This is a genomic window from Sphaerisporangium sp. NPDC051011 (assembly GCF_040653595.1).
Lineage (GTDB): Bacteria > Actinomycetota > Actinomycetes > Streptosporangiales > Streptosporangiaceae > Sphaerisporangium.
Genome location: NZ_JBFAGG010000021.1, coordinates 51,907 through 74,933 on the forward strand (window position 1 = coordinate 51,907; position 23,027 = coordinate 74,933).

General features: G+C 67.8%; 19 protein-coding genes, 1 tRNA gene and 3 pseudogenes. 9 read left to right on the forward strand and 14 right to left on the reverse strand.

Going from position 1 to position 23,027, the window contains the following annotated elements; genetic code table 11:
- The first annotated feature begins 663 nt into the window (after positions 1–663).
- The 4 genes from AB0H21_RS35480 (at position 664) to AB0H21_RS35495 (ending at position 6,158) form a co-directional block, all read left to right on the forward strand.
- Positions 664–1,179, forward strand: coding sequence for a DUF2690 domain-containing protein (locus tag AB0H21_RS35480; RefSeq protein ID WP_358525672.1), 516 nt, complete (start codon positions 664–666; stop codon positions 1,177–1,179).
- 70 nt (positions 1,180–1,249) lie between these two features.
- A complete protein-coding gene (locus tag AB0H21_RS35485; protein WP_358525673.1) occupies positions 1,250–3,517 on the forward strand; it encodes a glycoside hydrolase domain-containing protein in 2,268 nt (755 codons plus the stop codon).
- 241 nt (positions 3,518–3,758) lie between these two features.
- Positions 3,759–4,442 carry a M15 family metallopeptidase gene (locus AB0H21_RS35490; RefSeq protein ID WP_358525675.1) on the forward strand — a complete coding sequence of 228 codons (684 nt, stop codon included), beginning with the start codon at positions 3,759–3,761 and terminating at the stop codon, positions 4,440–4,442.
- Positions 4,443–5,300: 858 nt separating this feature from the next.
- The gene (locus AB0H21_RS35495) at positions 5,301–6,158 is read left to right on the forward strand and encodes a hypothetical protein (RefSeq protein ID WP_358525677.1); all 858 of its coding nucleotides are present in this window, start codon (positions 5,301–5,303) and stop codon (positions 6,156–6,158) included.
- Between the two features lie 135 nt (positions 6,159–6,293).
- Here AB0H21_RS35495 and AB0H21_RS35500 read toward each other — a convergent pair whose 3' ends face one another.
- The 3 genes and pseudogenes from AB0H21_RS35500 to AB0H21_RS35510 all read right to left on the reverse strand — a co-directional run.
- Complete coding sequence (locus tag AB0H21_RS35500; protein ID WP_358525679.1) at positions 6,294–7,406, reverse strand: winged helix DNA-binding domain-containing protein; 1,113 nt, start codon at positions 7,404–7,406, stop codon at positions 6,294–6,296.
- Positions 7,407–7,537: 131 nt separating this feature from the next.
- Positions 7,538–7,759, reverse strand: coding sequence for a hypothetical protein (locus AB0H21_RS35505; RefSeq protein ID WP_358525843.1), 222 nt, complete (start codon positions 7,757–7,759; stop codon positions 7,538–7,540).
- An 85-nt stretch (positions 7,760–7,844) separates the two neighbouring features.
- Positions 7,845–8,381 (reverse strand): annotated as a pseudogene (locus AB0H21_RS35510) (LLM class flavin-dependent oxidoreductase); the annotation flags it as partial.
- Positions 8,382–8,963: 582 nt separating this feature from the next.
- Here AB0H21_RS35510 and AB0H21_RS35515 point away from each other — a divergent pair.
- Together AB0H21_RS35515 and AB0H21_RS35520 are read left to right on the forward strand one after the other, a co-directional pair.
- On the forward strand, positions 8,964–10,679 hold the full coding sequence (locus AB0H21_RS35515) for an ABC-F family ATP-binding cassette domain-containing protein (protein WP_358525681.1): 1,716 nt from the start codon (positions 8,964–8,966) through the stop codon (positions 10,677–10,679).
- Positions 10,680–10,838: 159 nt separating this feature from the next.
- Positions 10,839–11,573: a class I SAM-dependent methyltransferase gene (locus tag AB0H21_RS35520; RefSeq protein WP_358525682.1), complete on the forward strand. Its 735-nt coding sequence runs from the start codon at positions 10,839–10,841 to the stop codon at positions 11,571–11,573.
- Positions 11,574–11,744: 171 nt separating this feature from the next.
- Here AB0H21_RS35520 and AB0H21_RS35525 read toward each other — a convergent pair whose 3' ends face one another.
- From AB0H21_RS35525 to AB0H21_RS35555, 7 genes and pseudogenes are all read right to left on the reverse strand, one after another.
- Positions 11,745–12,305 carry a DinB family protein gene (locus AB0H21_RS35525; protein ID WP_358525684.1) on the reverse strand — a complete coding sequence of 187 codons (561 nt, stop codon included), beginning with the start codon at positions 12,303–12,305 and terminating at the stop codon, positions 11,745–11,747.
- A 306-nt stretch (positions 12,306–12,611) separates the two neighbouring features.
- Positions 12,612–13,220, reverse strand: a complete 609-nt coding sequence (locus AB0H21_RS35530; RefSeq protein WP_358525686.1) for a DUF6461 domain-containing protein — start codon at positions 13,218–13,220, stop codon at positions 12,612–12,614.
- A complete protein-coding gene (locus AB0H21_RS35535; RefSeq protein WP_358525688.1) occupies positions 13,207–13,395 on the reverse strand; it encodes a hypothetical protein in 189 nt (62 codons plus the stop codon). Before AB0H21_RS35535 ends, AB0H21_RS35530 begins: the two co-directional genes overlap by 14 nt.
- 135 nt (positions 13,396–13,530) lie before the next feature.
- Positions 13,531–14,328 carry a phosphatase PAP2 family protein gene (locus tag AB0H21_RS35540; RefSeq protein ID WP_358525689.1) on the reverse strand — a complete coding sequence of 266 codons (798 nt, stop codon included), beginning with the start codon at positions 14,326–14,328 and terminating at the stop codon, positions 13,531–13,533.
- A 58-nt stretch (positions 14,329–14,386) separates the two neighbouring features.
- Positions 14,387–14,686: pseudogene (locus AB0H21_RS35545) on the reverse strand (transposase); the annotation flags it as partial.
- 394 nt (positions 14,687–15,080) lie between these two features.
- The gene (locus tag AB0H21_RS35550) at positions 15,081–15,440 is read right to left on the reverse strand and encodes a DUF1801 domain-containing protein (RefSeq protein WP_358525691.1); all 360 of its coding nucleotides are present in this window, start codon (positions 15,438–15,440) and stop codon (positions 15,081–15,083) included.
- Between the two features lie 85 nt (positions 15,441–15,525).
- Positions 15,526–16,110 (reverse strand): annotated as a pseudogene (locus tag AB0H21_RS35555) (ISKra4 family transposase); the annotation flags it as partial.
- Positions 16,111–16,444: 334 nt separating this feature from the next.
- On the opposite strand from AB0H21_RS35555, the gene AB0H21_RS35560 reads away from it, so the two are divergent.
- Positions 16,445–16,846 (forward strand): hypothetical protein, encoded by a 402-nt coding sequence (locus AB0H21_RS35560; RefSeq protein WP_358525693.1) that lies wholly within the window; start codon positions 16,445–16,447, stop codon positions 16,844–16,846.
- A gap of 192 nt (positions 16,847–17,038) precedes the next feature.
- On the opposite strand, the gene AB0H21_RS35565 is transcribed toward AB0H21_RS35560, so the two are convergent.
- Positions 17,039–17,746, reverse strand: coding sequence for a hypothetical protein (locus AB0H21_RS35565; protein ID WP_358525695.1), 708 nt, complete (start codon positions 17,744–17,746; stop codon positions 17,039–17,041).
- 319 nt (positions 17,747–18,065) lie between these two features.
- On the opposite strand from AB0H21_RS35565, the gene AB0H21_RS35570 reads away from it, so the two are divergent.
- Positions 18,066–18,344 carry a hypothetical protein gene (locus tag AB0H21_RS35570; RefSeq protein WP_358525697.1) on the forward strand — a complete coding sequence of 93 codons (279 nt, stop codon included), beginning with the start codon at positions 18,066–18,068 and terminating at the stop codon, positions 18,342–18,344.
- Positions 18,345–18,350: 6 nt separating this feature from the next.
- Here the strand turns inward: AB0H21_RS35570 and AB0H21_RS35575 are convergent.
- The 3 genes from AB0H21_RS35575 to cysS form a co-directional block, all read right to left on the reverse strand.
- A tRNA-Thr gene (locus AB0H21_RS35575) sits at positions 18,351–18,423 on the reverse strand.
- Between the two features lie 174 nt (positions 18,424–18,597).
- The gene (gene rlmB, locus AB0H21_RS35580; protein WP_358525699.1) at positions 18,598–19,557 is read right to left on the reverse strand and encodes a 23S rRNA (guanosine(2251)-2'-O)-methyltransferase RlmB; all 960 of its coding nucleotides are present in this window, start codon (positions 19,555–19,557) and stop codon (positions 18,598–18,600) included.
- Between the two features lie 22 nt (positions 19,558–19,579).
- Positions 19,580–20,974, reverse strand: a complete 1,395-nt coding sequence (gene cysS, locus AB0H21_RS35585) for a cysteine--tRNA ligase (protein ID WP_358525701.1) — start codon at positions 20,972–20,974, stop codon at positions 19,580–19,582.
- Positions 20,975–21,401: 427 nt separating this feature from the next.
- Between cysS and AB0H21_RS35590 the strand changes: the two genes are divergently transcribed.
- Complete coding sequence (locus tag AB0H21_RS35590; protein WP_358525702.1) at positions 21,402–22,766, forward strand: DUF2637 domain-containing protein; 1,365 nt, start codon at positions 21,402–21,404, stop codon at positions 22,764–22,766.
- Positions 22,767–23,027 lie beyond the last annotated feature (261 nt).

Here is a 23,027-nt window from a genome sequence, read left to right on the forward strand (position 1 = left end):
GAACGCGGCATGAGTTCGGGGTGAGCTTTTGGGACCCGCCTCCCCCGCCTGGGCTGCGGGCCCGTGCGGGGGCGAGTCCGTCGTTGGCGCGGGTCGTGCGGGAGCAGTAGGCCCTCGTTCCGGTTGTGGCCGGCCTGGTGCGTGAGCTGCTGTGCTCCGTGTGCTGGTCAGACAGCCCAGGCCTGGCAGCCGATCAAACCATCAGCGTTCGCACGGGTCAGTAGCACGTGGCAGGCAAAGTCAAGCACAAGGCGCTGGTTGTCAACGACATGCAGCCTCGCCTCCGGAATGATCTGATTTGCGCGAATTCGGAGTTCGAGAACGGGGGCCGCCCCCGGGGTGGCGTAAGCCCGGGGCTGTTGATACGAGCCGACCGATGTCGGAAGCGGTTCGTCTTCGGAACGTTCGACTCAGCGGGGCCGCCGGGACCGGAAGTGCGGCGAGCGACACAACTCGGCTGGGAAATCGGATATGTGCGTGATCTCCCTGATACCTGCCGATCAGCTGTGACTAGAGCATGCCAACACACACGAGAAGGAAGGATGACACATGCTGAAAAGACTTGCGCGTCGTGCCTGGGTCGCTGTCGCGGTGGGTCTGGCGGCCATGCTGCTTGGGGTGTCGGCAACGGCCACGGGTGCGGCCGCCGCTGCAGTGAGCGGCGTGAGTGACGGTCCCGAGGCTACGGCCGGGGACGCGTCGGGACGTACAGCGTTCACACTGCCGCACCACACCTATGTACGCGAGGACGGCAGCATCGACACCATTGCCGACCCCAAGGCCGTGGCGTCGCTGCGTGAGGCCGCGTTGGCCGATGGCGGCTGCGGCTACGCCTGTGACGGCAAGGATCCCAACAGCTATGTATGGAACGGCTCGACGTGCAACGACGCCGTGACCATCTACCGGCACGACGAAGGCGGGGCTTACGCGGAACTGCGGTTCAGCAGTCGCTGTGCGACGGCGTGGACCCGGACGTGCTGCTACGTACGGGCCGGCGGGTTCGGCTACGCGGCCAACGGCACCCAGCGGAACTCGGTTTACAACGGCCAAGGCGTCTACTCCGGTAGTCCCATCTGGACGGCGATGCTCTACGACTACGGATCGCTGACGTACAAGGCCTGCTTCGACCGCATACTCGCGGGTTCGGGCCACGACTGGGCGTGCACCGGCAATTACTGACGGATCACATCGACACCGTTCCGGGACCGCCCTGCGCGGCCCCGGAACGCGTCCTGAGGGAGTGAGTCACATGGCGGACCAGATGGTCTTGATGGCGCAGCAATTCATTAACAAGGTCTACGGCTCGCTTATCGGGATACCCCATGTCGCGGAGGACGGGGAGACGGGCTGGGCCACCATGTACGCCCTGACCCGATGTCTCCAATACGAGCTCGGCATCACATCCCTGTCCGACAACTTCGGGCCCACCACGCTCGCGACGCTCACGGCCCGGTACCCGTCGATCGATGGCTCCACCAGCGGCGCCAGCCGCATCATCCGAATCATCCAGGCGGGCCTGTACTGCAAGGGTTACGACGGCGGGGGTGTGGACACCTTCAACCTGCCCTCCGGGATCTACAGCGACCGCGTCGCGACGGCGGTGCAGCGGCTGAAGTCGAACGCGGGCGTCGCCGATACCTTCTCGGGCTCCGCGATGGTCCCGAAGCTGTTCAAGGCGCTGCTGACGATGGATGCCTACGTCGTCGTAGGGAACGGAAACGAAACCGTCCGGACCATCCAGCAGTGGATGAACGCCAGCTATGTCCAGCGCGTCAACTTCTTCATCATTCCCTGCGACGGGCACTTCTCACGCGACGTACAAAAAGCGCTCATGCTGGCGGTGCAGTTCCAGATCGGCATGAGCGACGCGCAGGCTACCGGCGTCTTCGGGCCGGGCACGCAAGCCGGGCTCCGCGCCAACACGCTGTCGATCGGGTCGGCCGGGCGCTGGGTCCAACTGTTCTCCGCCGCGATGGTCTTCAACCAGCGCGCCGGTATCACGTTCACCGACGCCTTCACACCGTACCTATCCGGGCTCGTCAGGGATTTCCAGGACTTCGCGAAGCTCCCCGTCACCGGGCAAGGGGACTTCCAGACGTGGGCGTCCCTGCTCGTCTCCACCGGCGACGCGACCCGGCGGGGACAGGCGGTCGACTGCGTCACCGAGATCACCGCGGCACGCGCGCAGAGCCTGCGCGCGGCCGGTTACCAGGTGGTCGGCCGGTACCTGTCCAACGTCCCCAACACGTCCCTGGACAAGAAGATCAAGTTAGGCGAGCTCAGCACGATCGCCGAGAACGGGCTGCGCTGCTTCCCGATCTACCAGACCTACGGTGACTCGGCAGGCTACTTCAGCTCCGATCAGGGGGCGTCCGATGCGCTGGCGGCGATCGACCGCGCACGCTTCTACGGCTTCAAAGCGGGCACGCGCATCTACTTCGCAGTGGACTTCGACGCCATGGACTACCAGGTGACCGAGCGGGTCATCCCGTACTTCCGCGGGGTCAAGGACACGATGGAGCAGTACGGCAGCGTCTACCGCATCGGCGTCTACGGTCCGCGCAACATCTGCTCGCGCGTGGCCGCCGCAGGGCTGAGCTCGGCGAGCTTCGTCTCGGACATGTCCACCGGTTACTCCGGCAATCTCGGGTATCCGCTGCCCCAGGACTGGGCGTTCGACCAGATCGCCACGATCACGATCGGGTCAGGGGACGGGCGCATCGAGATCGACAACGACATCGTGTCGGGTCGCGACTGGGGGCAGAACACCTTCGACCAGGGCGAGTGGACCGACGGGCAGGACTACGGCTTCGACTACTCGCTCAAGCCCGCGCTGCTGGCGGATATGCAGCATTACCTGGAGTCCCAAGGGATTCCCGAGCGCGGCGGCAATACTGGCGAGAACGTCGGGCAGATCTACTCGACGACCGAGGCGCTCAACCTGGCGATGAGCTACGACGCGCTCACGACCGGCCTCGCCCGGGCACTACGGATACGCAAGGCACTCATCACCGTGCCGATCTTCTGGGAGATCCGCAAGCTCACGGTCCTCGACGGGCTGGCCGACGACGGCGTCGTTCTGTACCACACGGGCCACGACTGGGATCCCACGGACTACTGGATCAAGCGTGACTGCAGCACGGGTCTCGGTCAAATCTGGGCAGTCACTGCGATCGAAGCACGGAACTACTGCATTCAGCAGGGGATCATCACCGGTGCGGTCAAGGACCGGGACCGCGACGCGGACGTCTGGGAGGTCTGGCAGAAGCTGCACAACGACGTGTACTTCAACATCAGCACGGCGGCGCATGTGCTGATCCACGCTGCGACCGACATCCGCCGGAACGAAGGCGACACGCCGATCCAGATCCCCCGGCCGTCGCTCGACTACAGCGACGAGTACACGCGCCTGCTGCTGCGGCGCTACCAGGGGTTCGGCGACGCCCCCGAGGAGCACAGCTACATCAAGCTCGGGGTGTACCGGGTGTTCGAGAAGTACTTCGCGCAGTTGCGCTGACACCTCCGCCGCCGAGGCTCGCCTCAGTGCCGGGACGGCGAGCAGGCGGGCCGTCCATACCGAGGCGGCGCGGCCGTGCACCAGAAGAAGATCACCTGGCCACGGCGTGACGCGGCCATCGGCCTGGACGGCGGCCCCACGACCGGTGTCACCCGATGCAGGGCGACTCGACATGGAAACCGCGGAAAACGCGCCGCACGGACTCTCATGAGTTCCTGCGACGCTCAGATGGGAGTGTTGAATGATTTCGTCACGGCGCGTATTCCTGCGATCTGCGGCCGGCCTAGCTATCGTTTCAGGCACAGGCGCGATCTTCGCGCAGCCTTCTATCGCAAACTCTGGCGATCCAGCCAGCCCCAGCAAAGACAGCGTCTCCAAGGCACAGCGCGCCTTCGCCGAGATCGTGCCCGGCGGGACGTCCCCGAACGGCTGGCTGATCAACACTGCTGCTAATTCTGGAGGCAGCGTGTGGACGCGCCCCGTGCCTGGTACGGGATTCGAAATCGACGTTGCCATAGGGGATGTCGAAGTAATCCTGGTCCATATCGTCCGGAGGTTCCACTACGAGATCGATACCCTGCGCCCGGGTGAGGTCATTGGATTCAAAAGTCCTGCCACAGTCAAAAGACGTGAACTCAATCACGCCTCCGGTACCGCGATAGACATTCGCCCCGGCCATTATCCACCTGACGTCAGAAACGGGTTCTATCCACACGAACTCGCCGTCATCCGCGATATCCTTACCCAGTGTGAGGGTGCCGTGAAATGGGGTGGCGATTTCTCGTCTCCAGACGAGGCACATTTCGAGATCGGCGTCCCGCCGACCGACAAGCGGGTCAGGAAAGTCGCACAGAAGATCCGTGGTTGGAACATCACGCCCGGCGCAGGCGCCGGAGTCCTGCGAGATCTCAAGATGCCCGGCTGAGTAGCGGCCAGGCAGGTACGGCGGAAATGCGTCGTGGGCTGTCGACATCTCCACGGGGGGTTGGTCGCGCTCGGCATCAAGGTCGCCGCCTCCGCGGTCTGGGGGATCCTGAAGGTCCACGGCATCGCCTCGGCTCCCGAACGCGAGCACGCACCTAGATGATCAATTTTCACTTGATCAGCTTGGCGGACGGCCGATGGCCGACAACTGGGGTCGGGCCACCACTCAGCCGGTGCAGCGCGGCGGCTTCGTCCGGTTCTCCAACCTCCCGGTCAACCCTGCTCCTGCCGAAAACTACATCCATGCAGCTCAAGCGGTAGGGCCGTGGAGGTAGCCAGGGTGGTAAGTGCGCTTCGAGACGAGCACGCGTCGCCACTCCAGGCAAGTAGCCCTGCGAACCGACGTGTACCTATCAGTAGTCAGCGATCAGCAGTTCGTGCTGCCATCCGGCCGGCGGCGAGTACCTTGATCAAGAACCCCTGACCATTCGCTCGCAAGAATCCGTTGGGAAGAAGACTCGGTGCATCGATTCCTGCCGAGCCGAAATCGATTTGAGCCCATCCGATAAACCCAACAGCGGCCTCTTCCACACAAACAGCACTCCGGCAAAGGCCGGCCGCGCCTTCCAATCCGCCCGCTGAGGTCGCGAGAGTCACCCGGTCACGGTGAAGATCGACGACTGGGCCGTCTCGTCGGGGGAGGAGGCGGATCATGTAGCGGCCGGGCTTGAGGGGCTGGGCCGCGTCGGCGAGGAGACCACCGCCCCGGACCACATGTACGCTCAACGGCCCCGGCCTGAACCGCACCCGAACGCGTCGGTGCGCGCCACCTCCAGGGCTTTGGCGTAATAATCATGACATGCCGGTTTTATTAAGGGCGCTTCTGGCGGGCATCGCGGTCGCGGTGTCACTTTTTCTTCTCGGGAACTACTGGCCGCAGGGGCCCGAAGAGGACGACTTCACGTCGAGCGCGGTGATGATGATCGCGTTCTTCCCGCTCTCGTTTCTGTCGAGTTGGGTTGGCAGGCTGCCGCGCTGGCAGCTCATCGGATTGCTCGCACCGTTCGCCACGGTCGCGCTGTTGGTGATCGACCTCTCGCTCTCCCCGTTTACGCCTAATGGGGAGCTGCCATGGTTTTTCAACCTGTTCTACATCGTGGGGGCGTTTGTCCTCGCCACGTGGATATGCGCCCCCGGGAACCGGGTCGTGCGCGGTTCCGTGGCCGGGACGGTCCTTCTCGCCGCGATCGCGACGCCGATTGTCTCGGGGCGGATCCTCGACGCGCGACGGGTGGACGACCTGAAGAACGCCGGAGTGCCGCTGATCGCACCGGTCATCGCGGACTACACGCTCGCCGGCATGGACGATCTCCTTCCTGCGGGCATGATCGGCCTCACGTACTTCCCCACCGAGACCCACCACCTCGATCCGGCGATCGACGTCTACGTCATGCCCGGCGCGGCCGGCACTCCAGAGGCCGCGTGCGCCGATCCGTACCCGAACTCGGGCTGGAAGGCGGTGGCGCCGTGCCGGCAGATATCCCCCGGCGTGTGGACGACACGGCTGGAGAACGGCTACACACCCGTGTACGCCCGGCACGGCGACGCCCTGGTGCAGGTGGGCGGGCACGACGTGACCGAGGAGCTCCTCCTGTCCGTCCTGCCGACCTTCCGCCCCATCTCGGCGGAGAAGCTGGTCGCGCTCAAGTCGGGGTGACCCGCCCGTCGGCGAGACGCTCCCTGCTGACGGCCAGGTCTTCCGGCCAAGCGCGCCCGACCCCGACCGCGGGAGCCCGGCCGTACTGGGCCTGCGCGCCATCGCCGACACGAGCCTGCAGTCGGTGTGCCAATTTCAGGAAATGGTGACGGATCTCTCGTTTGGGCCGCTGAGGAGGAGATTGAGGTGGGCGGTCTCGATATTGACCGCCTCTTCGGCGGGCTTCGGAGAATCCGGGAAAAGGGTTATGGATAGGGAAGTTTCGGTGGATTCCCAGACACCCGTCACGCGGCCGGCGTCCACGACCACCGGGGCGATCCAGCCGGCGGTCTTGCTGACGTCCTTGCGGTGATGGGCTGGGATGACGCGGGTGTCGTCGGTGCCCATGCCGAGGACGTACTGGTCGAAGGCGGGCAGCAACCGGAACATGTCGGTGGGCGGCGTCGCGGCGAGGGACTCGGCGTCCTCGGTGCGGATCCACAGGGTCTCGCCCTCGACGTCGACCTCGGTGAGGGTGTCGCCGAGGTCGGCGAACCACTGGCGCAGCGTGGTCTTCTTCAGCGCGCCGCGTGAGATCCAGCGGTTGAAGACGTCGGGCCCGGCCGGCCCGTACGCGGAGAGGTAGGCGGGGATGACGACGCGGGCGGCCTCCTCGGGCTCGGGGAGGCCCGGCCAGCCGGGGAGGTACGTCGCGGGGCTGGTGAAGGTGACGCGGCCGTCGTCGCCGTTGCCGTTGCACAGGTAGCCCTGCCAGGCGAGGGGCTTCAGCACCGCGCCCCAGCCGGACTTCACCGCCTCGGAGATCGTGGAGTCCTTGGTCCGCCGCTCGACGGCCGCGACGAGGTCCTCGCGGGTGAGGACGGCCCCGTCGAGTTCGGCCTGGACGGCTTCGGCGAGTTCGGCCATGCGCGGGGCGTCCAGGAAGGACTTCTGCCAGGCGCCCTTCTCCCAGGTGCGGGTCGAGGCCAGCAGGGACAGGTACGCGGGCGCGTCGCGCGTGGACAGGGTGTGCAGGGTGCCGCGCATGGCCCAGGTGCGCACGAGCTCCTTGCCGGCGACGCCGCGCTGGACGGCGTCCTTCACCGGGTCGGGCGAGCGGACCGCGACCGTGAGTTCGGCATTCGATTTCACCTGGCTCTGGATTCCGCACAACCGGCGGACGATCTCCTCGGTGGACGGCGATTTCGGCCGGTCGAGGAATTGCCGGCGCATACGCCACGCGAGAACGGAGTCCCAGGTCAGCATCATCGTCAGCCCCTCAGGTCTGTGGTGAGAACCTGCCCAGCGACGGTCCGGCCGTGCTCGGGGCCGAGGATAGCCCTATACCCCCGGACCCTGCAGCTCCGAACGGGCCCAAAAGGGCCGAACGCGCGCCGCGCTCAGACGACGTCGGCGAAGCGGTCGACCTGCTTGGGGTCGCGGCCATAGCAGTACAGCATCACCTCGTCGGCGCCGAGGTCCGCGAAGCGAGCGATCGCGTCGCGGATCTCGCCGGGCGTGGTGAGCATACCGGCGACCATCTGCTCGGCCTGACCGGTCCAGCCGTAGTAGGCGCCCATGGCCGCACGGGCGTCCTCGACCACCTCGCGCGGGCCGAGCACGGCGTTGGCCTGGGCGACGACGGGGAGCGCCAGCGCGCCCGTGCTCCCTCCAGGACCTGTGGACGACCTCGATGAGCCGTCCGAGCCAGGAGGGCGGGGCGGCGGCGAGGAAGCCGTCCCCCCAGCGGGCCACACGTTCGAGCGCGACGGGTAGGAAGCCGCCGAACAGCACCTCGGGACCGCCGGGACGCGCGGGCGCGGGCCCGATCGGGCCGACGCCGTCGCCGTACGGCTCGCCCGACCACAGGCGGCGCATCACGGCCATCTGCTCGTCCAGACGGCGCCCGCGGGTGCGGAAGTCGACGCCCGCCGCCAGGAAGTCGTCCTCGCGCGGGCCGACCCCGATGCCGAGGACCAGGCGGCCGCCGGAGAGACGGTCGAGCGTCACGGCCTGCTTGGCGAGCAGCGCCGCGTCGCGCAGGGGCGCGATGAGCACCTCGGTCTGCACGCGGATCCGCGTGGTGGCTCCCGCGAGGGTGGCGAGCGTGACCATGGGCTCGGGGTTGTGGTACGCGAGACGGTCGAGCAGACCGAGGGTGGTGAAGGGACCGGCGTCGGCGCGCCGGGCCCAGTCGAGCAGCAGCGGCGGGTCGGAGATGGGCAGGCCGAGACCAACGTTCACGAGATTCCTCCGAAGGAAGAGACGGCAGAAGACCGCGCCGCCCCTCCAGACCTCGGGCGCTCATCGTGGCCCAGAGGTGGGACTCCCGTTTGCGGCTTACTTCTGGGGAGTGCCCGTTTCAGAGTGAGCCCAGCGTAAGGTGAGCACTGTTCTTACGGCAAACCGTTTCATGGTCCTCGCGTTCGCGGTCCTCATGCGACATGCACCGGCAACAGCCTGGTCATGCGCGGTTCCTTGCCGTTCTTCACCATCTGGCCGACCTCATCACCGGGTGGCTCGCGAGGTCGGTGGTAGGATGCGATGTCCCCTTTCTTTGCGGGACGATGCCGAGGTACGGAGGATGCGAGTCATGCTCGTCAGCGAGGACGACGACTCCGAGTGATGCCCGCCGTCCGTCATCGCCGTTTCCCCACGGCGTGACGCAGCGGCCCGGCGCGCGTTCAGAGCGCCCCCGGGCCCGCGGGATCCGTCCACCACCCATCATGCGCCGGTCCGGCGCGTCCTGAACCGTGCCGCGCGGCCGTACGGCCCCGCACCCTGTGACGCGCCTCCGGGCCGGGCTTCTCGTCCCCGGGATCTTTCATGCCTGACGCGACCATCGTGTGCACCGACCTGTCGTTCTCCTGGCCGGACGACACCCCTGTCTTCGACGGCCTTTCGTTCTCCCTCGGCAGCGGCCGGACCGGCCTCGTCGGCCCCAATGGCGCCGGGAAGAGCACCCTCTTCCGCCTGATCACCGGGGAGCTCCGGCCCCGCGCGGGCTCGGTGTCCGTGCAGGGCGAGACCGGGTACCTGCCACAGTCCCTGCCGCTGCTGGACGGCACGGTCGACCAGGCACTGGAGATCGCCCCGATCCGCGCCGCGCTGAACGCCATCGAGTCCGGCGACGTCCGCGAGGAGCATTTCACCGTCGTCGGCGACAACTGGGACATCGAAGAGCGCACCGCCGCCGTCCTCGACCGCCTCGGCCTGGGCGACGTGACGCCGGACCGTCCGCTGCGCACGCTCAGCGGCGGTCAGGTGCTCTCCATCGGGCTGGCCGCCCAGTTGCTGAAGCGGCCCGACGTCCTGCTGCTGGACGAGCCCACCAACAACCTCGACCGCGCCGCGCGCGAGCGGCTCTACCGCGTGGTCGAGGAATGGAAGGGCTGCCTGCTGGTGATCAGCCACGACCGCGCCCTGCTGGAGCGGATGGACGCCATCGCCGAATTGCACTCCACGGAGCTGCGCCTGTACGGCGGCGGCTTCATGGCCTACACCGAGGCCGTGGACCGTGAGCAGGAGGCGGCGCAGCGCGCGGTACGCGGCGCCGAACAGGACCTGCGCCGCCAGAAACGCGAGGCGCAGGAGGCGCGGGAGCGGGCCCAGCGCCGGGCGAGCAACGCCAAACGCAACAAGAGCTCGCTGGGCCTGCCGCGCATCATCGCGGGCGGGTTGCAGCGCCAGGCCCAGGAGTCGGCGGGCCGGTCGGCCGAGGTGCACCAGCAGCGCGCCGCGGACGCCAAGGCCAGGCTGGAGGAGGCGACCCGGGAGTTGCGCGAGGAGGCGCGCATCGCGATCACCCTCCCTGAGACACGGGTGCCCGCCGGTCGTACGATGCTGACCTGCGAAAACGTCAACGTGAGCTACGGCGGCGGCCCGCTGTTCGCGCCTCCGGGTCTCACGCTGAGCGTGCGCGGCCCCGAACGGATCGCCCTGCTCGGCCCCAACGGCTCGGGCAAGTCCACCCTGCTGAAGCTGATCACCGGGGAACTGGAGCCGGCCACCGGCACGCTGCACCGCGCGGCCGAGCCGCAGCCGGCCGCGAGCGGTCCGGACCGTTCAGGGCCGAGCCATTCAGGGCCGAGCCATTCGACGGCCAGGGCGGCCTACCTGTCCCAGCGGCTGGACCTGCTCGACCTGGACGCGAGCGTGGTGGACAACCTGCGCCGCTTCGCGCCGCACATGCGTGACAACGAGCTCCACCACCGGCTGGCGCAGTTCCTCTTCCGCGGCGACCGCACGAACCTGCCCGCCTCGGCCCTCTCCGGCGGCGAACGCCTGCGCGCCACGCTGGCCTGCGTCCTGTCGACCGACCCCGCTCCGCGGCTCCTCCTGCTGGACGAGCCGACGAACAACCTCGACCTGACCAGCGCGGGCCGGCTCGAGAACGCCCTGAACGCGTACGAGGGCGCGTTCCTGGTCGTCAGCCACGACCTCCCGTTCCTGCGGGCGATCGGCGTCACCCGCTGGCTGGAACTGGACTCGGGCACGCTGCGCGAGACCTCGGCGCCCGACGACGAGGAACAGCCCGCCTGAGGAGACGCGGCGGCTTCCCGTACGGTCCCGCTCGCCTTCGCGCCTTCGCGCCTGAGCGCCTCAGACCGTTCCCCGCGCTCAGCTGATGGGCCGGTTCGCGCCCCTTGCCGGTCACAAAATCGTTGGACAACGCGGACGCCCATGGTGATCGTTGAATGCATGCCGCAAGAGATCTGGGATGCGTATACCGCCCAGCGCTACGACACGCCGGGCGTCGGCATGTTCGCGCCCGAGGTCGTGGGGCCGACCGTCGACCGCCTCGCCGAACTCGCGGGCGACGGGCGGGCGCTCGAGTTCGCCATCGGAACCGGCCGCGTAGCCGTCCCTCTCGCCGAGCGAGGGGTTCCCGTCACCGGCATCGATACGTCACCGTGGATGATCGACCGCCTGCGTACTAAGGCGGACGAAACGACGATCCCGGTGGTCGTCGGCGACATGGCCACGGCCGTCGCGCCCGGGAAGTACACGCTGGTCTACCTCGTCTTCAACACGATTTCGAACCTGCTCACCCAAGCCGAGCAGGTCGCGTGTTTCCGCAACGCCGCCCGCCACCTCACGCCCGGCGGCCGGTTCGTGATCGAGCTCTGGGTACCCGAGTTGCGCAAGCTCCCCCCGGGCCAGCAGGCCACGGTGTGGCACTGCGAGCCTGGGTACATCGGCCTGGACACCTACGACGTCCTGAACCAACACGTCGTGTCGCACCACTTCACGTTCGACGAGACCAGGCAGGCTCAGCTGTCCCGCAGCCCGCACCGCTACATCTGGCCCGCCGAACTCGACCTCATGGCCCAGCTCGCCGGCCTCGAACTGGAGACCAGACACGCGGACTGGACCGGATCCGACTTCACCGAAGACTCCCGCTCCCACGTCTCCGTCTACCGGACCCCGCACTAGCCTCGTCCGCCCCACGACATCCGCATCCGGCTCAGTCGCCTCGTCGGCCGCGCCTACTCCGGCGTGGTGGAGCACTCCGTCTGTGCTCACAACGGGTACGGCGTCATCGTCGACGGCATGATGACGGCCTTTGAGAAGGTCTCGTGACGATGGGCTTCGAGAATTCGGGAATCAGCCCATGGACTTGGCGCCGTCCAGCGACTCGCGAATGATGTCGGCGTGGCCGGCGTGCTGCGCGGTCTCGGCGATGATGTGCAACAGCACCCGGCGGGCCGACCACTTCGCGCCCGGCTCGAACCAGGGGGCGCTCGGCAGCGGATGCGCGACATTCAGATCGGGCAGGGTGACGACCACTTCGTCGGTCCGGCGCGCCGCCTCGGCGTAGTCGTCCAGTACGCCGGCCAGCGTCTCGCCGGGCAGCATCCGGAACTCGTCGGCCCAGCGAGCGAAGTCCTCCTCGGTCATGGCCGAGAAGTCGGCCATCGTCGATGGCCCTTCCAGGATGAAGTCGGCCCACCCCCGTTCGACGGCCGCGACATGCTTGATGAGCCCGCCCAGGCAGAGCTCGCTCGCGGTGGTCCGCTGCCCGGCCTGCTCGTCGGTGAGCCCGCGCGTGGTGAACCGCAGGAAGTGCCGGTGCTTGGCCAGCGTCTCCAGCAAATCGGCACGCTCATCGCTGAGGCCGCTCGAATCGGCCTGCCCGCGCTCGGTGAACTGCTCGTTGATGGCCATGGTCTCCGCCCCTCGTCGGTCGTGGATCGCCTTCGTGTCCCACGCTAGGCCTCATAGCGGCCACTTCCTGACCTGAATAGCAGCGATACGAGCAAAGCCGAACCGAGGAACGAGAATCGACGTCTATGAACAGGTGAAGGTCTTCAACTACCTAGAAGGACCAGCCGCCGCGGTGACGATCTCGATAGGCTGCGCCCCCGCGATCAACAACGGCCTGCTCCAGGCCGACCTGAACGACCACATCCGCGACCAGATCCTCCACCTGGCCCCACCCTGAGAACCGCCACCCGAACCCGAGCGCGCCCGTCAGTCCCGAGATGGCATCACGTACAGCGCGTGCGTGCCGTCCAGCCACTCCTGGTCGATCTCCCGGCCGGTGACCCGGGCGATCACGGTCAGCGCTGAGGTGACGCACTCCGCGAGTGAAGGTCCCTCTGGACCGCTGCCCAGTTCGAAACGCAGCCCTTCCACGTAGGGGTCCAGCGCATGAGGGTCGGCTCCGTCGCGGAGCGGCGGGTAGGTGACGCTGAGACTCGTGATCATCTGCCCGTCCATCGCGTAATGGAGGGTTTCGTCGCCGTCGTAGCCCCATTCCAGGCTAAGCGCCCGGCCCGAGTCACGCGACAGGGCGGACATTCCTAGCAGCGAGGCGCAGTCCCACCCGCCGATCTGGAAGATCAACGTCCACGCCCCGAAAGGTCCCACCAGGACGAGGTTGTCGCCCTTCGCGTTCGCGATGTTCCTGAGGTCGCCGTCGGTGCGGGAATCCAGATCCGCCCCGAGTCGCCGCGCGGCCTCCTCGACCCCGATTCCTTCACACCAGGCGGCACAGAATTCCGCGAGGGGCTCCTCCTCGTCACCGTAGAACCGCGCGTAGGAGTGAAGCAGGTCGTGGAGCCGCTCAGCGGATTTCATCGAAGTGTCCTTCCAGCACAAGCATCGCTTCCCGGCGACGCGCGGTCGAGCGGGAGCGGGGTATGCCTGCTTCTACGACTATGCCCTTGATGTCATCATCGTCCAGCGCAAACGGTGCTACGGCCAGAAAGCACATGAAGATCGCTTTGGGCTTTCGCTTCTCGTCATTGATCAAAGTTCTGCTACGAGGCTTGGTGCAGATGGCGGAAGGCCACGCACAGGCTCGTCGCCGGAGAGCTTGTTGTTGAAACGGCGATTGTGAGCAAGCAACCGGGCGGCACCGGTTTTCCCTGCGGCTGTCCGCAGGCGCTCAATCGCCGGCACGCCGACGCTCGGCCAGGTGACCCCACGCTGATACGACAGCGATGGAGACGACCAGCAAGGCGGCGCTTCCGGCGATGTCGAGCACATAGTGGTTCCCCGTGATGAGCACGACTGCCGCCATCCCCAGCGGAAAAGTCCACGAGAGCAACGCCAATCGCGGATGGGAGGACCGCAGCGCATACCACACGGAATACGCGCACCACAACGACCACCCCACGTGCATACTGGGCATCGCCGAATACAGGTTCTGGCCGTTCTCGATCTCTCGTGAGGCATGTCCGCCCAGGATGTCGTGCTCGGCAATGATGTCGACGACACCCGGTAAGGCGAACCGTGGGGGCGACATGGGCAGTGCCCAGAAAACGGGCAGCACGAGAACGACCATCGCGATGAGGGTCCGGCGGACCTTGACATATACATCGGCATGCCGAACGAAGACCCACACCAGCACACCGATGATCGCGAGGTAGTACAGGCGGTAGTAATACACCGCCGGCTGGATGAGGGCCGGATGCTCGGTCAGCCACTGGTTCGCCCTCAGTGCGATGTCCAGGTGAACGGCCCGTTCAATGGATTGCAGGGCCAAAGCGTTGGCGGTGGCGGCTGCGACGTCTTTCCCGGCGGCGGCATGAAGCCGTGAGAAGAGCAGGATCACCAGCAGCAGACCGGCCACTTCGACGAGTGGTGCGGGGCGCCGCCCACCCATCCTCCCGACAAGTGGGGCTGAGCGAGCACGCGCCACCAGGCGCGATAATCGACCGTCGGCCACCTCACGCAGGTTCACGCGGGTCACACTAACGCCCCCCGTCTTCGGCATGGATCATGTCACGGCCGATGAATGTCTCGTCGTTCTGCTCGGCCGGCACGGCACCGACCAGCCGGATGATCGCCTCCCGGTTGGGGAAGATGCCCACCACGTCGGTCCGCCTGCGGATTTCCTTGTTCAACCGCTCCTGAGGGTTGTGGCTCCACACCTGCCGCCACACGGCCTTGGGGAAGCCGGTGAACGCCAAGATGTCCTCACGTGCCTCGTCCAGATGCGCGGCGGCCCTGGGGTATTTGGCCTCCAGCACCTCCACGACATGGCGGTGCCGGGCGTAGACGGACTCGGCGTCGGGCTGCTCGAAGACGGTGCGCAGCATGGTCGCCACCCACGGCTGAGCCCGGCGGTGATCTCGCCGTAGCCGGCGCCGCAGATCTGCTCGACCTCGGCGTCCATCATCCGCTGCGCGAACTCGCGGATCATCGTGCGCAGCAGGTCCGGGCTCGCCGCGGCGAGGGTCTCCTCGAAGTACTCCCCGGTAGACAGCACAATGTCATTGACGGCCACTTCGTCCCCTTCGTATTGATGTGAGCGAATCGAAGGATTACGAAGTGGCCGTCTTTTGTCACGTGGATCTCACCTGCACCAGCCGCAGGGCTTGATCACCCGCACACCATCTCCCTGGACGTGAACGGGTCGGCGGCCGGCACGTGACCGGACATCGTGCGGGCCCCGCGTGACCTGCCGCGAATCGACCGGCTGACCGGCGGTCGCTACTTCTTGTCCATCAGTTCGATCCACTCGTTGACGAGCTGCTCCAGCGCCTCCTTGTTGGCCTCGACCTCGCCCATGTTGCGGATCTTGGCGTACGCCTTGCCCTTGGGGCCGGGCTCCAGCAGGCCGCCCTCGTCCTTGAGCAGGGCGCCCTGGTGGAAGACCAGAGCGGCGGCGTCCTTGACCCGCGGGCTGAAGGTGGCCAGTTCCTCCTTGTAGGCGAAGCTGGGGCCACCCCATTTAACGTCTTCCTCGATTTTGGGATTGGCGGTGATGATAGCCCTGATGGCTTTCATCTCCTCCTTCAGCGGATGGTCCAGCTTGGCGAGGAAATCGTCGACCTTTTTTGAATTGGACATTCCCCCAAACTAGCAGCGCGACCCGACAACCGCATCTCGGTGGGAATAGTCGTAGGGTGTAGCTCTTCCGCAGTGAGCTGGTCGATCAGGCGGTTTGTGTGTATTGGTCCTGGTGAGGGGCTTGATGGATGCGTTGGTGTTCGCGGTCGAGGTGATAGCGCCAGTAGGCCGGGAAGTCTCCGCAGGAGATCAGAGCGCGGAGTTTCAGGATGGCTTCGGCACCTGGTAGCCCCCAGCGGGCGCCGGTGATGTCGAGGCGGTCGCCGATCAGGTGGCGGCAGGCTCCTTCGATGACGCCGGTGGCGATCGGCCAGCCGTGCTCCAGGGCGTGGTCGTAGTGCAAGAACTCGGCGTGGCCGGTCAGGTAGCGGATGCAGGTGTCCACCCCGTCGCGGTGATCAGGGGTCAGGCCGGCTGCGGTGGCCTGGGCATCGAGGGTGGCCACGACGTGGTCGAGGTGACCGGCCGGCAGGGCGAGCGCATGGGTGGCGACCCAGTCCTCGGCCGCCGGATCGTCGGTGGCGTGCGGGCACCACGCCGCTTTCCATAGGTATTCCAGCACGTGGATCAGATCGATGACGATGTGAACCCGTATGGTGCGGCGTTCGGCTTCGGCGCGGATGAGGTCGAGCTGATGGCGGGCTCCGTCGACCAGCACCACCCAGGTCCGCGCGCCCGCCCAGGCCCGGCGTGGCGGCGTGCACCCGCATGATCGGCCCTGAATAGCCATGCACAGACGGCCTGAATGATCGGACACTGGGAGATAAACCAGCGCGCCGTTCGGGCGACCGGGAACCCAGCACGGCGTTTCCGCAGGTCAGTGCACTGAAGCTGGGGGACGGAATTACCATTCTGTCCCGTTACTCAGTCGGAGCACTCACACGATGGCGCCGTCGGGCGGTTCGGGCAATAGCGACCTCACCTTCAGTTACAGTTAGCTACTGATCAACTACTCTGCGACGATCCTGTGTAGGGATCGCCACATCCCCAGCGAAGGAGCAAGCATGCGAGCCAAACTCCCCGCCATCGTCCTGACCTCCGCCCTGACCATCGGCGGCGTTGCCGCCGTTGCCGCAGGCGTCGCCTACGCCGCCATCGGCGGTGCCCAAGCCCCCTACGCCCGTGCCGCCGCCGTCGTCGATGCCAATGGCAGCGTCGTGCGTTCGAAGGGCGTTACCGCAGTCCGAAAGATCAACACCGGCCAGTACTGCATTGAGGTCGACCCCGACATCGACGCAACGAAGGCCGTCCCGGTCGCGACCAAGCGGTGGGGCGCTCCCTGGAACTCCACCGTGTTCGTCGACCAGCAAGCCACCCAGTGTGGCGACTCAGCCCGCCACATCTTCGTCGGCGCCGGCAACAACGGCGCCGCTGCCGACATCCCCTTCAACGTCATCGTGCCCTGACACCTGTCGGCAACTGCCACAGCACACCACCCGAGCCGAGGGCCTGTGCAAGAGCTTTCGGCAATCGGCTCGGGAGTGGGCGGGCCCATCACCAGCAGCAACCCTCCGGCCCCCGGCACCAGGCTCGAGGGCCTCGGCTTTGTGGCCGGTGGCCGGACAGCTACGTGCCCGGCAGGACATCGTATCCGCCCGTTACCCGTTGCCCGGCGTCTCGCCATCCGAGGACGCATCTGGCCTGTCCGGGGTCGCCTGTTCCGCTGGTGACACAGCGGATCGGCTAAGGCCAGCACCGACGATGCCGGTTCCTGTCACGACGACGCCGATGAAGGCGGTGACGAATCCGAACACGAAAAGTCCGTTCGGTCCGTGGGTGTCCCCAGACTGTATGCCGGTAAAGCCGCCGATCACGAAGGTTGCAAAACCGAGTACGAAAATAATGAGGCCGGTGACGTAGGTGCGCTTGGCCCATCCAGGTCCACGCCGCACGATGTTGAGTGACGCCGGGGTCAGAATGAACGACGATGATCGCCCACCTCCGATCCGAATGATCGGCGCGCGTCGAAAGGCCGGGCCGGTGCTTGTGGCGGCGGCTTGGTACGGCATGTAGGCGATTCGAGTCAGCGCCGACGCGCCGAGACCGTCGAGTTGCACCTGGGCCCGAGCAAGATCGTCGGCGAAGGTGGTGTCAGTGGCCGCGGCGAGATCGATCGCCTGCGCGACATGGGCCCGGACGTTGGGATCGTTCGGCCACTGGCGCAGGTCGTGGAGAGGAAGCTCGCCGAGCTGTTGCGCCACTCGCGCGGCGAGGCCGTCCAGCAGTGCCCTGATCGTCAAATCGGCCACCGGGCGCGTTTGCGCGGCAGCGACGTACGAGGTGACCACACCGCTGTCGAAGACCATCGCCCGGCTCCTTCGGATCAGACACACATATTAGGCCGGATAATCACCCAGATCAATATCAATAATCGAGTCAATATCAAATAATCGAGAATAAAGATCATTACGTCAGTTCTCCGGGGCCGCCAGGGCTATTGCGTGATGTTGCGATAGCCCGACGCGCGGCAGAGTTCTACGGCAGATCTCCTTGGGCGCGGGAAGGAACGCCGGGCGGAGGAGAAAGGCAACTCACGACCGGATACGTGCGCCGGAAGGACATTCCGCGCCGAGCACGTCGAGCACGCAGGGGTGAGGAGGCTGCGCTCCCTAGAAGCCGCTCCCCATGCTCGGCTTCACGACCATCGACACATCCACGCGACCACGTTGCTTCTCGCGGGCGTGCCCGTTCACGTCGTTGCTGCGCGAGCAGTTGCTGGGCGCGCTGCAGGAGCGGTGGGAGTCGGCGCTGGCGCAGCGCGCGGCGCTGGGGTTGCGGTCGCCGGTGCCGATCCTGGATGGGCTGCTGGAGCCGTTCCGGGGCGGCCGTCTGAAGGTGATCTCCCAGTGGTCTCCCAAACGATCAGAAGACCCCACCCCGCTGGCGGCAGGACAGGGCCTCTGAACTGGGAGCCGACGAGGGGAATCGAACCCCTGACCTACGGTTTACAAGACCGTTGCTCTGCCGATTGAGCTACGTCGGCCGGGTGGTGCTCTAAGAGTTTAGTGGCATGGGGTGGGGCCTGGCACCGGCGTTGTGGGTGTCAGGCCCGTTGAGGTTCGTCCGGCGGCGTTCGTTCACGGGTGCCCGTGCCCCTTCGTTCACGGGTGCCCGTGATCGTTCGTTCACGGGTGCCTGTGCTCGTCAGGGGCGGAGGTCAGCGGCGGCGGAGGCGGGCCACTTCGTAGAGGGCTATGCCTGTGGCCACGCCGGCGTTCAGGGACTCGGCGGCGGCGCGCATGGGGATGCGGGCCACCACGTCGCACGACTCGCGGACGAGACGGGACAGGCCCTTGCCCTCGGAGCCGATGACGATGACGAGCGGCTCGGTGGCGAGGTCGACGTCGCCGATGTCGACGGGCCCCTCGCCGTCTAGGCCGACGACGAACAGGCCGCGCTCGCGGTACTCGCGCAGGGTGTTCGTCAGGTTGGCGGCCCGGGCCACGGGCATGTGGGCCAGAGTGCCCGCGGAGGTCTTCCAGGCCCCGGCGGTGACGCCGGCCGAGCGGCGGGTGGGGACGAGGATGCCGTGGGCGCCGAAGGCGGTGGCGGAGCGGGCGATGGCGCCGAGGTTGCGCGGGTCGGTGACGCCGTCGAGGGCGACGATGAGCGGGACCTCCGCGGCGTCCTGGGCCTGCTCGACCAGGTCGTCGGGGTGGGCGTAGTCGTAGGGCGGGAGTTGGAGGCCCAGGCCCTGGTGGACGGTGCCCTCGGTGAGCCGGTCGAGCTTGTCGCGGCTGACCTCGAGCAGGGCGATGCCGCGGTTGGACGCTATCTTGATCGCTTCGCGCACACGGTCGTCGTGGTCGATGCGCTGCGCGACGTACAGCGTGGTGGCCGGGACCTCGGCGCGCAGGGCCTCGACGACGGGGTTGCGCCCGCCGATGACCTCGGGGGCGTCCTCACGCCGAGCGCTGCGCGCGCGGGCGGGTTGCTCCTTGGGACGGGCCCCCGACGCGGCGGCGGCGCGCTGGCGGTCCTTGAACCAGTGCCGCTCACTCGCCGGGGGTGTCGCCCCCCGGCCCGCGAGCGTCTTGCGGCCCTGCCCGCCCGTGCCTCGTGTGGCGCCTTGCCGCTTACCGCCGGATCTGCCGGACCCTTTACCCGCACCTGCCATGCCTGCAAGCCTACCGGGGCGATCAGCGCGCCAGTTCCCATCGAGGACCCTGGGGGGTGTCCTCGACGATCACGCCGGCGGCCGCGAGCTGGTCACGGATGGCGTCGGCGGCGGCGTAGTCCTTGCGGGCGCGGGCGGCCTGGCGCTGTTCCAGGGCGACCTTGACCAGCGCGTCCACCGTCTCGTGCAGCCCGGCGTCGGCGGCGGAGCCCCGCCACTGCGGCGAGCGCGGGTCGAGGCCGAGGACGTCGAGCATGTTCTGGGTCTCGGCGAGAAGGCGGGCGACCTGCTCCTTGTTGCCGTGGGCGAGGGCGACGTTGCCCTCGCGGACGACCTCGTGGACGACGGCGAGCGCCTGGGGCACCCCGAGGTCGTCGTCCAGCGCGTCGGCGAACGCCTGCGGAAGGGGGGCGGCGGCGTCGACGTCGTGGATGACCTCGGCGGCGCGGGTGACGAAGCCCTCGATGCGCTGGTAACCGGCGGCGGCCTCGGCCAGGGCCTCCTCGGAGTAGTCGATCGAGGAGCGGTAGTGGGCGGCGACGAGGTAGTAGCGCAGTTCGACCGCGCGCACCTTGGTGAGCATCGCGGGGACGAGCAGCGAGTTGCCGAGCGACTTGCTCATCTTCTCGGCGCCGACCTTGAGCATGCCGTTGTGCAGCCAGTAGCGGGCGAAGCCGTCGCCGGCGGCCTGGGACTGGGCGACCTCGTTCTCGTGGTGCGGGAAGATCAGGTCGACGCCGCCGCCGTGGATGTCGAAGGTCTCGCCGAGGTACTTGGTGGCCATGGCGGAGCATTCGATGTGCCAGCCGGGACGGCCGGAGCCCCACGGGGTGGGCCAGGTGGGCTCGCCGGGCTTGGCGCCCTTCCACAGGGCGAAGTCGCGGGGGTCGCGCTTGCAGTCGGCGTCGGTGTCGGCGGCGGCGCGCATGTTCTCGGGGCGCTGGTTGGAGAGCCTGCCGTAGCGCTCGGCGTAGGACATGACGTCGAAGTACACGTCGCCGCCCGCGGCGTAGGCGTGGCCCTTGTCGATCAGCCGGTGGATCAGCTCGACCATCTCGGGGATGTGGCCCATCGCCCGGGGCTCCACCGTGGGCGGCAGGCACCCGAGGGCTTCGTACGCCCACGTGAAGGCGCGCTGGTTGCGCTCGGAGACGACGAACCAGGGCACGCCCTCCTCGGCGGCAACGCGGAGGATCTTGTCGTCGAGGTCGGTGACGTTGCGGCAGAAGGACACGTCGTAGCCCGAGCGTGTCAGCCAGCGGCGCATCACGTCGAAGTTGACGCCGGACCGGATGTGCCCGATATGTGGCGGAGCCTGCACAGTAGCCCCGCACAGGTATATCGAGACCCGCCCGGGCTGGACGGGGACGAAGTCGCGGACCGCACGGGTGCTGGTGTCGTATAGGCGCAGACTCACGAACGCAAGGCTAATGCCTCGCAGGGCCTGACAGGACTGGTTGCCCGACCTCACTCGCCGCCAATGCGAAAGTGAACGCGGCGGCCTTTCCGGGCCTCCGGGGCGAGCAGCCAAGTCATCCCTTATGAGACCCCTTGTCCGCAATGATTTGTACAGGTACGAGGCATGACACCTTCATGGGGACGTAAATCGGAATCCATGCGGCTTGCCCGTATCCGGCATTGAGGGCCGGTAAGGCTCCGGTAAGCCGCCGGAGTCGGACGGCGGTCACTTCACGCGACCGGCGCACCCCTGTTTTCGGTCGTCACATTCGCCGCGAGACGCCCCTCCCGTCCCGCCCCGTGACCGCGGGTGCACGGGGTCGCGTGGCGTGGCGCGGGCGCGCTGACCGGTTATCGGAACGCCGATTCTGTAGGCTCGAACCGCCATGGACGTCACTCCCCCGCTGCCGGCAGGCCGCTCCGCCCGCCGGTTCGAGCTCCCACCACCCCCAGCCGCCCAGCCGACCGGAGCGGCGCTGGTGCTGCGCCGCCTGGGCACCGCCGTAGCGGCCGTCGCGGTCACCGGGCTGGCCGCCGCCGCCTGCGTGCTGTCGTTCGACGGCCTGCGCTTCCTCGCCCTGGCGGGAGGCGCCCGCGCCGACTTCGCCTACCTGTACCCCGCCGGGTTCGACGCGCTGCTGGCCATCGCGCTGATCAGCGTGCTGCTCCTGCGCCCCGCGCGGCTCCTCATCCGCCTCCAGGCCGTGATCGTCCTGGCGATGCTGATCGTGGCGGCCGCCGCGGCGAACGTCGTCGTCGCCACGGGCACCTCCGTCTCGGCGGATCAGGCGACCGTGGGCATCGCCGTGGCGCCCTGGGTGATGCTGGTCATCGGGCTCTGGCTCTTCCTGCTCCCCGCGCGGCGCTTCCCCGCGTACGCGACGACGACGAACGCGGACAGGCCGGCCGAACGCGACATCGTCCCCTTCGGCGGCGAGGAGCGCGACCCGGAGCTGGCGCCTCCGCTCGAAGCCCTGCCCCACCACGCGCACAGCGTCGCCGTGCGTCACCGCGAGCCGGACGCGCCGGTGGAGGACCCGTCCGAGCCCGAGATCACGCCTGTGGTGCCTCCGACGCCCGCGCCCGAGACTCCCACCGTGGACGAGCTTCCGCCTCTGGAGACGGCCGACAAGCGGCCCGCGGAGCGGGACGTCCCGGAGGAGCCGCCCGCCACGACCCCGGCCGAGCCCGGCGGCCAGGAGGACGAGGAACCGCCCGCCGCGGCCGGGCTGACGGGTGTGGCCCAGGAGCACACCGTTCCCGAGCCGGAGCCCGAGCAGCGTCTCGTGCCCCAGCCGCGTCCCGGGACGGCGTCAGGCTCGCCCCACCGCGACCCCGACCGTCCGCTGCGCTGGGGCGATCTCGTGCGGCCCTCCAGCGGCGACGTGCTGGTCCACCCGCTGCCCAAGCCCGCCGAACGCGAGCTGGGCGACACGCAGCCTTACCCGCACATCACCGACCCCGTATCCGATCGGGACGAGCCCGCCGAGGCGCATGACCGCGCGGACGAGCCCGGCGAGGCGTCGTCGGTGAACAAGGACACCCAGCCGTACCCGCACCTGCGCGAGGACGTCGCCGCGCTGGCGGAGACGAGGGCGACGTCCGCGCAGACCCCCTCGGACGCGCCCCAGGACGCTTCCGGGCGCGAGGACGAGGTCCCCGAGGGTGAAAGTCGGCGGCCCGGTGGCGGAGAGGTCGCGGCCCCGCCGTCGGGGCGCATGCGCAGCACCCCGCTCCCCCCGGAAGGGTGACCGCCCTGGGATGACCACACGGAGATGACCGCCCGAGGACCGGCCTCCGGAGGCGGTCACCTCGCGATGAGGAGGTCCCTGAACGCTCGGACGTCCCGCGCCCTGGCGCGAAGAGCTCGGTCCCGAAAAGTCGAGAAAAGGGACGAGAAAACGACATACGCGAAGACCCGCCTGGTCCAGGAGGATCGGGCGGGTCTTCGCGTATCCGGGCGCAGTCACCGCTCCCTGCGCGTGACCGCCGTGCCCGCGGGCCGACCTGGT

Excerpts from the sequence above, each read along its gene's own strand:
- AB0H21_RS35560 (WP_358525693.1), top strand. The coding sequence starts at position 16,445 with ATGCGAGCCAAACTCCCCGCCATCGTCCTGACCTCCGCCCTGACCATC.
- AB0H21_RS35565 (WP_358525695.1), bottom strand. The coding sequence starts at position 17,746 with ATGGTCTTCGACAGCGGTGTGGTCACCTCGTACGTCGCTGCCGCGCAA.
- AB0H21_RS35590 (WP_358525702.1), top strand. The coding sequence starts at position 21,402 with ATGGACGTCACTCCCCCGCTGCCGGCAGGCCGCTCCGCCCGCCGGTTC.
- AB0H21_RS35500 (WP_358525679.1), bottom strand. The coding sequence starts at position 7,406 with ATGATGCTGACCTGGGACTCCGTTCTCGCGTGGCGTATGCGCCGGCAA.
- AB0H21_RS35570 (WP_358525697.1), top strand. The coding sequence starts at position 18,066 with ATGCTCGGCTTCACGACCATCGACACATCCACGCGACCACGTTGCTTC.
- AB0H21_RS35520 (WP_358525682.1), top strand. The coding sequence starts at position 10,839 with ATGCCGCAAGAGATCTGGGATGCGTATACCGCCCAGCGCTACGACACG.
- rlmB (WP_358525699.1), bottom strand. The coding sequence starts at position 19,557 with ATGGCAGGTGCGGGTAAAGGGTCCGGCAGATCCGGCGGTAAGCGGCAA.
- AB0H21_RS35525 (WP_358525684.1), bottom strand. The coding sequence starts at position 12,305 with ATGGCCATCAACGAGCAGTTCACCGAGCGCGGGCAGGCCGATTCGAGC.
- AB0H21_RS35485 (WP_358525673.1), top strand. The coding sequence starts at position 1,250 with ATGGCGGACCAGATGGTCTTGATGGCGCAGCAATTCATTAACAAGGTC.
- AB0H21_RS35495 (WP_358525677.1), top strand. The coding sequence starts at position 5,301 with ATGCCGGTTTTATTAAGGGCGCTTCTGGCGGGCATCGCGGTCGCGGTG.
- AB0H21_RS35515 (WP_358525681.1), top strand. The coding sequence starts at position 8,964 with ATGCCTGACGCGACCATCGTGTGCACCGACCTGTCGTTCTCCTGGCCG.
- AB0H21_RS35530 (WP_358525686.1), bottom strand. The coding sequence starts at position 13,220 with ATGAAATCCGCTGAGCGGCTCCACGACCTGCTTCACTCCTACGCGCGG.
- AB0H21_RS35550 (WP_358525691.1), bottom strand. The coding sequence starts at position 15,440 with ATGTCCAATTCAAAAAAGGTCGACGATTTCCTCGCCAAGCTGGACCAT.
- AB0H21_RS35490 (WP_358525675.1), top strand. The coding sequence starts at position 3,759 with ATGATTTCGTCACGGCGCGTATTCCTGCGATCTGCGGCCGGCCTAGCT.